The organism is Acinetobacter sp. YH01020 (assembly GCF_013420275.1).
Lineage (GTDB): Bacteria > Pseudomonadota > Gammaproteobacteria > Pseudomonadales > Moraxellaceae > Acinetobacter > Acinetobacter amyesii.
Genome location: NZ_VOYN01000004.1, coordinates 121,774 through 128,737, shown reverse-complemented (window position 1 = coordinate 128,737; position 6,964 = coordinate 121,774). Strand labels below are relative to the sequence as shown.

At 39.8% G+C, this 6,964-nt stretch carries 8 protein-coding genes; 6 read left to right on the top strand and 2 right to left on the bottom strand.

Features of this window, described 5'->3' with window-relative positions:
* Positions 1-403 precede the first annotated feature (403 nt).
* From FTT85_RS03245 to FTT85_RS03220, 6 genes are all read left to right on the top strand, one after another.
* Positions 404-1,132, top strand: a complete 729-nt coding sequence (locus tag FTT85_RS03245; protein ID WP_180182855.1) for a HesA/MoeB/ThiF family protein — start codon at positions 404-406, stop codon at positions 1,130-1,132.
* A 58-nt stretch (positions 1,133-1,190) separates the two neighbouring features.
* Entirely contained in the window at positions 1,191-2,489 is a 1,299-nt protein-coding gene (locus FTT85_RS03240) for an AarF/ABC1/UbiB kinase family protein (RefSeq protein ID WP_078193949.1), read from the top strand.
* Positions 2,490-2,572: 83 nt separating this feature from the next.
* Positions 2,573-2,953 (top strand): dihydroneopterin aldolase, encoded by a 381-nt coding sequence (folB, locus tag FTT85_RS03235; protein WP_180004951.1) that lies wholly within the window; start codon positions 2,573-2,575, stop codon positions 2,951-2,953.
* Positions 2,910-3,359: a 2-amino-4-hydroxy-6-hydroxymethyldihydropteridine diphosphokinase gene (locus FTT85_RS03230; RefSeq protein WP_180157506.1), complete on the top strand. Its 450-nt coding sequence runs from the start codon at positions 2,910-2,912 to the stop codon at positions 3,357-3,359. Before folB ends, FTT85_RS03230 begins: the two co-directional genes overlap by 44 nt.
* A 136-nt stretch (positions 3,360-3,495) precedes the next feature.
* On the top strand, positions 3,496-4,074 hold the full coding sequence (locus FTT85_RS03225) for a DedA family protein (protein ID WP_257232070.1): 579 nt from the start codon (positions 3,496-3,498) through the stop codon (positions 4,072-4,074).
* A 77-nt stretch (positions 4,075-4,151) separates the two neighbouring features.
* The gene (locus FTT85_RS03220; protein ID WP_180182849.1) at positions 4,152-4,832 is read left to right on the top strand and encodes a hypothetical protein; all 681 of its coding nucleotides are present in this window, start codon (positions 4,152-4,154) and stop codon (positions 4,830-4,832) included.
* Positions 4,833-4,901: 69 nt separating this feature from the next.
* On the opposite strand, the gene coq7 is transcribed toward FTT85_RS03220, so the two are convergent.
* Positions 4,902-5,537 carry a 2-polyprenyl-3-methyl-6-methoxy-1,4-benzoquinone monooxygenase gene (gene coq7 / locus FTT85_RS03215; RefSeq protein ID WP_180182848.1) on the bottom strand — a complete coding sequence of 212 codons (636 nt, stop codon included), beginning with the start codon at positions 5,535-5,537 and terminating at the stop codon, positions 4,902-4,904.
* Between the two features lie 3 nt (positions 5,538-5,540).
* Positions 5,541-6,860: an MFS transporter gene (locus FTT85_RS03210; protein WP_078193945.1), complete on the bottom strand. Its 1,320-nt coding sequence runs from the start codon at positions 6,858-6,860 to the stop codon at positions 5,541-5,543.
* Between the last annotated feature and the right edge of the window lie 104 nt (positions 6,861-6,964).

Sequence of the window (6,964 nt, the reverse complement as noted above, 5' to 3'; positions counted from 1 at the left end):
TGTGTATATAGAAATCGTCGTAAACGATTAAACCTGCGGTTTAATTTACTTGCTGGCATATACAATTTAGATTGGGTGAAAGATAAACAATTAAATTGATTGAAAAATGATTTATGAAGGAAGTCTAGTGTAATTGAAGATACGCTAACTAAGAAAAATGCCATGTCTACAGAGCATTTATTTTAACTTTAAGCTGTATATTGTCTTGCTCAAATAGCCGGGTGTTTTTACACTGTTTCGGGTTTGTACTCGAACAACATTTGATGGATATCGATGTTTTAATCTTTTGCCTGCGGTATAAACTCGCCTATTTTTTATGCTTGACGAATTTTAATAAGGAAATACTTTGTCTACGTTTAAATCGAATGAATCAACATCTGAATTTGAATTAAGTGATGATGAAATGCATTTATACAGCCGTCAAATATTGCTTGATGGATGGGACATCGATGCACAAGAGAAGCTAAAACTTGCCAATGTACTCATCGTAGGGTGTGGTGGAATTGGGTGTACCACAGCCGAATTATTGGCACGTGCAGGCGTCGGACAAATTACTTTAATCGATGCAGATCGAATTGAAATCAGTAATTTACAACGACAAATCGCGTATACCAAAAATGACGTAGGTTTTTATAAATCGGAAATTTTGGCTAAACGCTTACAAGCGATTAACCCGCATATCCGAGTGCAAAGCTATACCTCAAAATTAGATGAAAGCAACGCAAGGGCATTGATTTCACAGCAAGATTTGGTTCTCGACGGTTGTGATAATTTCAGTACACGGTATTTGGTTAACGCAAGCTGTGTGGAAAATAATGTGGCGCTGATTAGTGCTTCAGCGATCGGCTTTCAAGGGCAGTTATTTATGGTTGAAGCCGATGCTGCCTGTTATGAATGTTTATTTCCAAAAGAACAGCATGCCAATGAAAGTTTGCGCTGTACAGACTCGGGTGTACTTGCAACTACACCAAATGTTATGGCAAGTTTGCAAGCACATCATGCCTTGCTCTATTTGGGTTTAGGGACGACAGCACTGAAACAAAAGCTTTTGTTGTGGGATGGTCGGTCAATGAAGCAAAAAATTCTCGCTTTTGAAATAGATCCCGATTGTCCAATCTGTCAGGCAAGATAAAGCAGCAAGCCCTTATTTTTTTGCTACACTCACGTTAATTATTTTTTTCTAAGACATTATGAAAAACAATATCTGGTTAGATGGAATTCGCTCGGTTGCCCGAATGGGTGAGACCGCAGTCGTTGCGGCGAAAGCCGGCTTTAAATATGCAACTGAAAAACCAAGTAACGCAAAACTCATGCGTGAAACTTTTGAATCACTGGGTTCAACCTATATTAAATTAGGTCAATTTATTGCAAGTACACCTTCTTTATTTCCACGTGAATATGTCGAAGAGTTCCAAGGCTGTTTAGATCAGACACCGTCATTGCCGTTTAGTTATGTGCAGCAGGTATTGGCTTCAGAATTTGCTGGCCGTAATTTAGATGAAATATTTGCTTCAATTGATGAAAAGCCTTTGGCTTCTGCATCGATTGCACAGGTACACGCTGCTAAATTGGTCAGTGGTGAAAATGTTGTTATCAAGGTGCAAAAGCCGGGTGTCGAGACGATTCTCTATACAGATTTAAATGTCTTACATTGGGCTACTAAACTGGTTGAAAAAGCTGTACCCAAAGTCAAATTTGCTTCACTTGCAGATATTGTTGAAGAAATTAAAGTTCGAATGGTACGTGAAGTGGACTTTATTGAAGAAGCACAAAATCTTGACGACTTTGTGAATTATCTGAACGTAACTCAAAACAAAGCCGCAACAGCACCAAAGGTTTATCACCAATATTCAACACGTCGTGTCTTAACCATGGAACGTTTATACGGCGTGCCATTGACCGATTTTGACGTGGTCAAGAAAGTCGCTAAAGATCCATCGCAAGTTTTGGTGACAGCGATGAATACATGGTTTGGCAGCTTGATGTTATGTAATAGTTTCCATGCAGACTTACATGCAGGCAACCTGATGCTGCTAGAAGATGGTAGAGTTGGCTTCATCGATTTTGGTATCGTGGGCCAGTTGAAACCTGAAGTGTGGACAGCATGTATTGCGTTTATGGATGCCCTACAAAAAACTGACTACAACTTGATGGCTGAAAATATGCTGAAAATGGGCATGACGGCTGTCAAAATTGACACACAAGTCTTAGCTGCCGACTTAGAACGCTTATTTAGCGGTGTGCTTTTGGCCGATCCGCAAGAGTTATTAACCTCAAATCCTGCCGATTTGAATGACATCATGATGGATATGGTACAAGTCGGAGAGCGTCATGGTATTCGCTTCCCACGTGACTTCGCTTTATTATTCAAACAAATGTTGTACTTCGATCGCTTTATGCGCATCCTTGCGCCATATACTGATATTTATGCAGACCAGCGTATTCAGATGGTGCAGACTATGGACCCTAATTTATTGTTGAAGCAATAATTTAGCCGCAAGATATAAATAAAATCCTCTTGCTTAAACAGGAGGATTTTATCGATGTTTAAGATTTTATTTTGAGTGTAAGAATGGACGCAATTATCATTGAAGGTTTGAAAGTTGAAACTGTAGTCGGCTGTTTCAATTGGGAGCGTCAAATTATTCAGCCTTTGATGCTCGACCTCAATATTCAAACCAGTTTAGCGCAGGCGGCTCAGTCAGATGAGCTTGAAGATACCTTGAATTATGCTGAAATTTGCGAAATATCAGCCAAAGTCATTCAAACTGCTCAACCTAAATTGATCGAACATGCAGCAAAACTGGTGATTGATGCACTTTTTGCTACCTATGACAGCATTGAATCTATTATGATTAGCATCCGGAAGCCTGCCATTATCGCGCAAGCCAATTCTGTAGGAATTCGTCTTGAACGCCACCGAAACGATTTTCGCCCTAGCTCTGGCGAGTAATTTCAATCCCAAACCGCATTTTCAACAGGCTTTACGTCAAATTCAGGCTTTGGGTCATGTTGAATTTTCCAAAATTTATGTGATTCCTTGTCGTGATGGCATTGGGGCGGATTATTGGAATGCAGCTTGTTTGGTGAAAAGCAGTTTATCTGTAGATGAAATCAGCACCTTACTGAAAAAAATGGAAGCAGACTCAGGTCGTGTTCGTCCGTCTCATAATATCGCTTTGGATCTGGATCTGATCGCGTGGGGCGAAAGCTTAGCGCACATGCAATTTAATCCGAAAAAACTGCCTTTAGCACTCGATGTTAAAATACCAATGTTCGACATTTGGAAAAATGAAATGTTTGAACATCCAGCACATCAATTTCCTATGGTGAGTTGCCAACAGCTTTTAGCAGGTTAAAAAGAATTACCTAAAGCTTTTCATCATCAACGTAATTCGAACTTCAATAACAAAAAGCATTCAATCCCTTTATTTTATGCGCTAGCATAAGGTAATTAGCAGGGTTAAATTACGCTTTTAAGTCTAAAAAAAGAATATGAACTGGACGGACCTGATTCAGCACTATGGCTATATTGCGATTTTTATTGGCACATTGTTTGAAGGAGAAACAGTGCTGATGATTGGCGCCTATGCCGTACATCAACACATACTTCATTTTCCAATGTTGATTGCAGTGGCGATGTTGGGCAGTTTTATTGGCGATCAGTTTTATTATCAAATGGGCGCTCGCTATGGGCAAAAACTTATCCAGTCGAATGTAGAATTTGCACAAAAATTCGATCGTGCGAGCCAGTTTATTGAACGTTATCCTATTTTGACCATTTTATTTATGCGCTTTGCTTGGGGTTTTAGAACCATTTTACCTATTGTTATAGGTGTGCGTGCTTATCCTGTTTGGAAATATGTGCTGATTAATCTGGTTGCCTGTTTTATTTGGGTAATGTTGGTCGCAACGATTGGCTTCCAAATCAGTCATTATTTACATCTATTTTGGGCGAAAATGCTGCCTTATCATCAAGATATTTACATCGTTATTGCCGTTATTTTATGTATCGTATTCTTCCGTGTGCTCTATACGGTGTTGAAGTGGTGGCGTAAGCATCATCAACATTGATAAAGTGAACGTGGCTGATCTGATAAAATCGTCAAAACATAATTAAAAGATTTAAAGGGATATTTAGTGAGAGCAATATGGGCTTAGGTTATGGTGCAGGTGCGGGAGGTTTCCTTATTATTTGCTTTTCGATTTTGGTGCTATTTATCGTCATTGCGATTTGGTTGAGTTGGAATAATTGGTATAAAAAGCAAAAAAATCGACCATATAAAGTAAATGCGGTACTTAAAATTGGTTTATCTGGCGTATTGTTTTTCCCTTTATTTGTTGCAGTAACGCTGGGATTGTTCGTGATTTCAGATCTTAGTTCTGACTATGCAGAGTGGCAGCATCAAAAGAAAATTCATATACAGTTGCAGGAACCCTTAAACTTTGGAGAGGTTGTACTGCCTGAAGGCACGTGGATTAACCGATCATTTGAAACCAACTATTCTCTTGAACAGATGACTGATATTCGTCAAGGTCTGACTTCGGCTCGTTTTCCAGAGCTTATTCAAATAGCTGGATTTGATGTTATTGCATTTGAGCTGGATCGTCATTTATTGCTGGAATTGGCACATGATCATACTGTTGTGATTAATCACCAAAAGGAAATTTGTCCGGCAGGATGGCTGCTTGAGTTAGGTGGATCAGGTTATCCGTCCACTGCACAACGTTATAGTTTGAATTTTGATTGGTTTACACCAAGTCGATGGCAGCCTATAAACTGTTTTGATGGCGAAGGAATTATTGTATTAAAGTCAAAAGATTTCTCATAAAAAAGCCTGCATCATTGCAGGCTTTTTGTTCACTATTTATAAAACTTAGCGACAATCATTAGAAAAGCATTAAATGTAATAACTGGTTTTGGTCATCAGCTTTGAAATACCAGTCATGGCAATACGAACTGGAACAGGAAGGTCTACACCACCTGCATTGAGTGCTGTATCACGGTGATGCAGCTCATCTTCATTCATTTGCACTAAGATTTTACGTGAACGTTCGTCTTGTTCAGGAAGTTGGCGGATGTGATCTTCTAAATGCAGGCTCACTTGGCGCTCAGTTTCAGCGACAAAACCTAAGCTGTATTTATCACCGGCAATACCTGCCAATGCACCCATCCCAAAAGAAAGGCCGTACCAAACAGGGTTGAGCAGACTGGTATGGCTGTCTAATTCTTTTAAGCGGTCTTCACACCAAGCCAGATGATCTTGTTCTTCAATCGCAGCGTGTTCCATTTCACGGCGGACATTTGGCAGTTTAGCGGTGAGTGCTTGGCCATGATAAAGCGCTTGGGCACACACTTCACCACTATGGTTGACCCGCATTAGACCTGCCACATGACGTGCTTCACTGACTGCAAGTTGAGTCTTTTCAGCAACCGACGGATTATCACGATGTGCAGCCGTTGCTCCGGGAACTAAACTACGTAAGGCCTGATCAAATGAGTGAATAAGTTTGTCGACACCTGTAAATTGACGCATGGATTAATCCTCCAGAGAGACTTGCGTAGTTTGAAGCAAAGGTTTGATGCGTAATAGCAGCCAAATACAAAAGATTGCACTGAGCACTGCGGTTATACAAAAAAGTATTTTAATATCAATCTTTAAAACACTCAGAATGATAATTGAAAATATAGCAGAAGATACCATGAAAACGGCATTTAAAATGTTGTTTGCTGCAACTACACGGGCACGATGTGAGCGAGGCGAATAGGCTTGCATCATGGCATATAGTGGAACAATGTAAAAACCACCGCTAATCCCCAATAAAGTCACTGCGATCATTACATGGTAATAGCTCCACCCTTGATGAAATACTTCCGATAAGGTAATAAGTGGGCCAGTTTGAGTCGGGACGAGGGTCAAACTAAATGCTAAATACAGTGCAAATACTGTTAAACCGACAGCACCGATGGGAACCATCTTAATATTGACTTGAGTGCCGCCCAATTTACGACAAAGCAATGAACCTACGCCCACACCGACAGAGAAAAAGGTCAATAGCAAGCTAACGACATTTTCAGAGGCATGTAGATTTTGCTGAGTCATTTGTGGAATTTGGGTGAGGTAGGTTGCACCATAAAACCAATACCACGAGTTCCCCAATAAAATAGTAAAAATCAGCGGCAAACTTTTGGCATATTTCATTGTTTGGTAACTAGTTCGGAAAAAGTTCCAATCGATTTTTAAATCTGGTGTAGTGACATTTTGCTTAAGAATAAAACGACTGGTGATATAACCTAAAATGGCGATGGTCATTACGGTCAGGCTGATCCACAATAAATTGCCTTGTGATGAAGCAATCACAGCACCACCCAAAATCATCCCGAATAAAATCGCCATGGATGTTGCAGATTGGAACAGCGCATTGCCTGACATTAGCTCATTGGGTTTTAAAATTTCAGGCAAAATCGCATATTTGATTGGACCAAAAAATGTCGAATGGGTCCCCATCAAAAATAAAGCCAGCAACAATAACCATAAATGACCGGTCAGAAAGCCAATACTGCCGATGATCATGATGATAATTTCTAAAATTTTGATACCACGGACAAGTTGTGAACGTTCAAACTTATCTGCGATCTGTCCCGCTGTCGCTGAAAAAATAAAGTAGGGTAAAATAAACAATAATGCAGCCAGATTGTTTAGCGTGCTGATGGGTAATGCCTGTTGTTGGATTAATCCATAGGTGATGACCAACAATAAAGCCTGTTTATAGACATTGTCATTGAGCGCCCCAAAAAATTGGGTCAAAAACATAGGCAGGAAACGGCGTGTACCTAGCAGATGTTCGTTGTTATTCATAAGCGTCTTGCTACATTAAGTTTTATTAAGAAATGTGAGTGATTGGTAAAATCTCTAAAAAAATCATGTAATATGTTTTTGAGTTTGGGGATGGCGAAAAACCA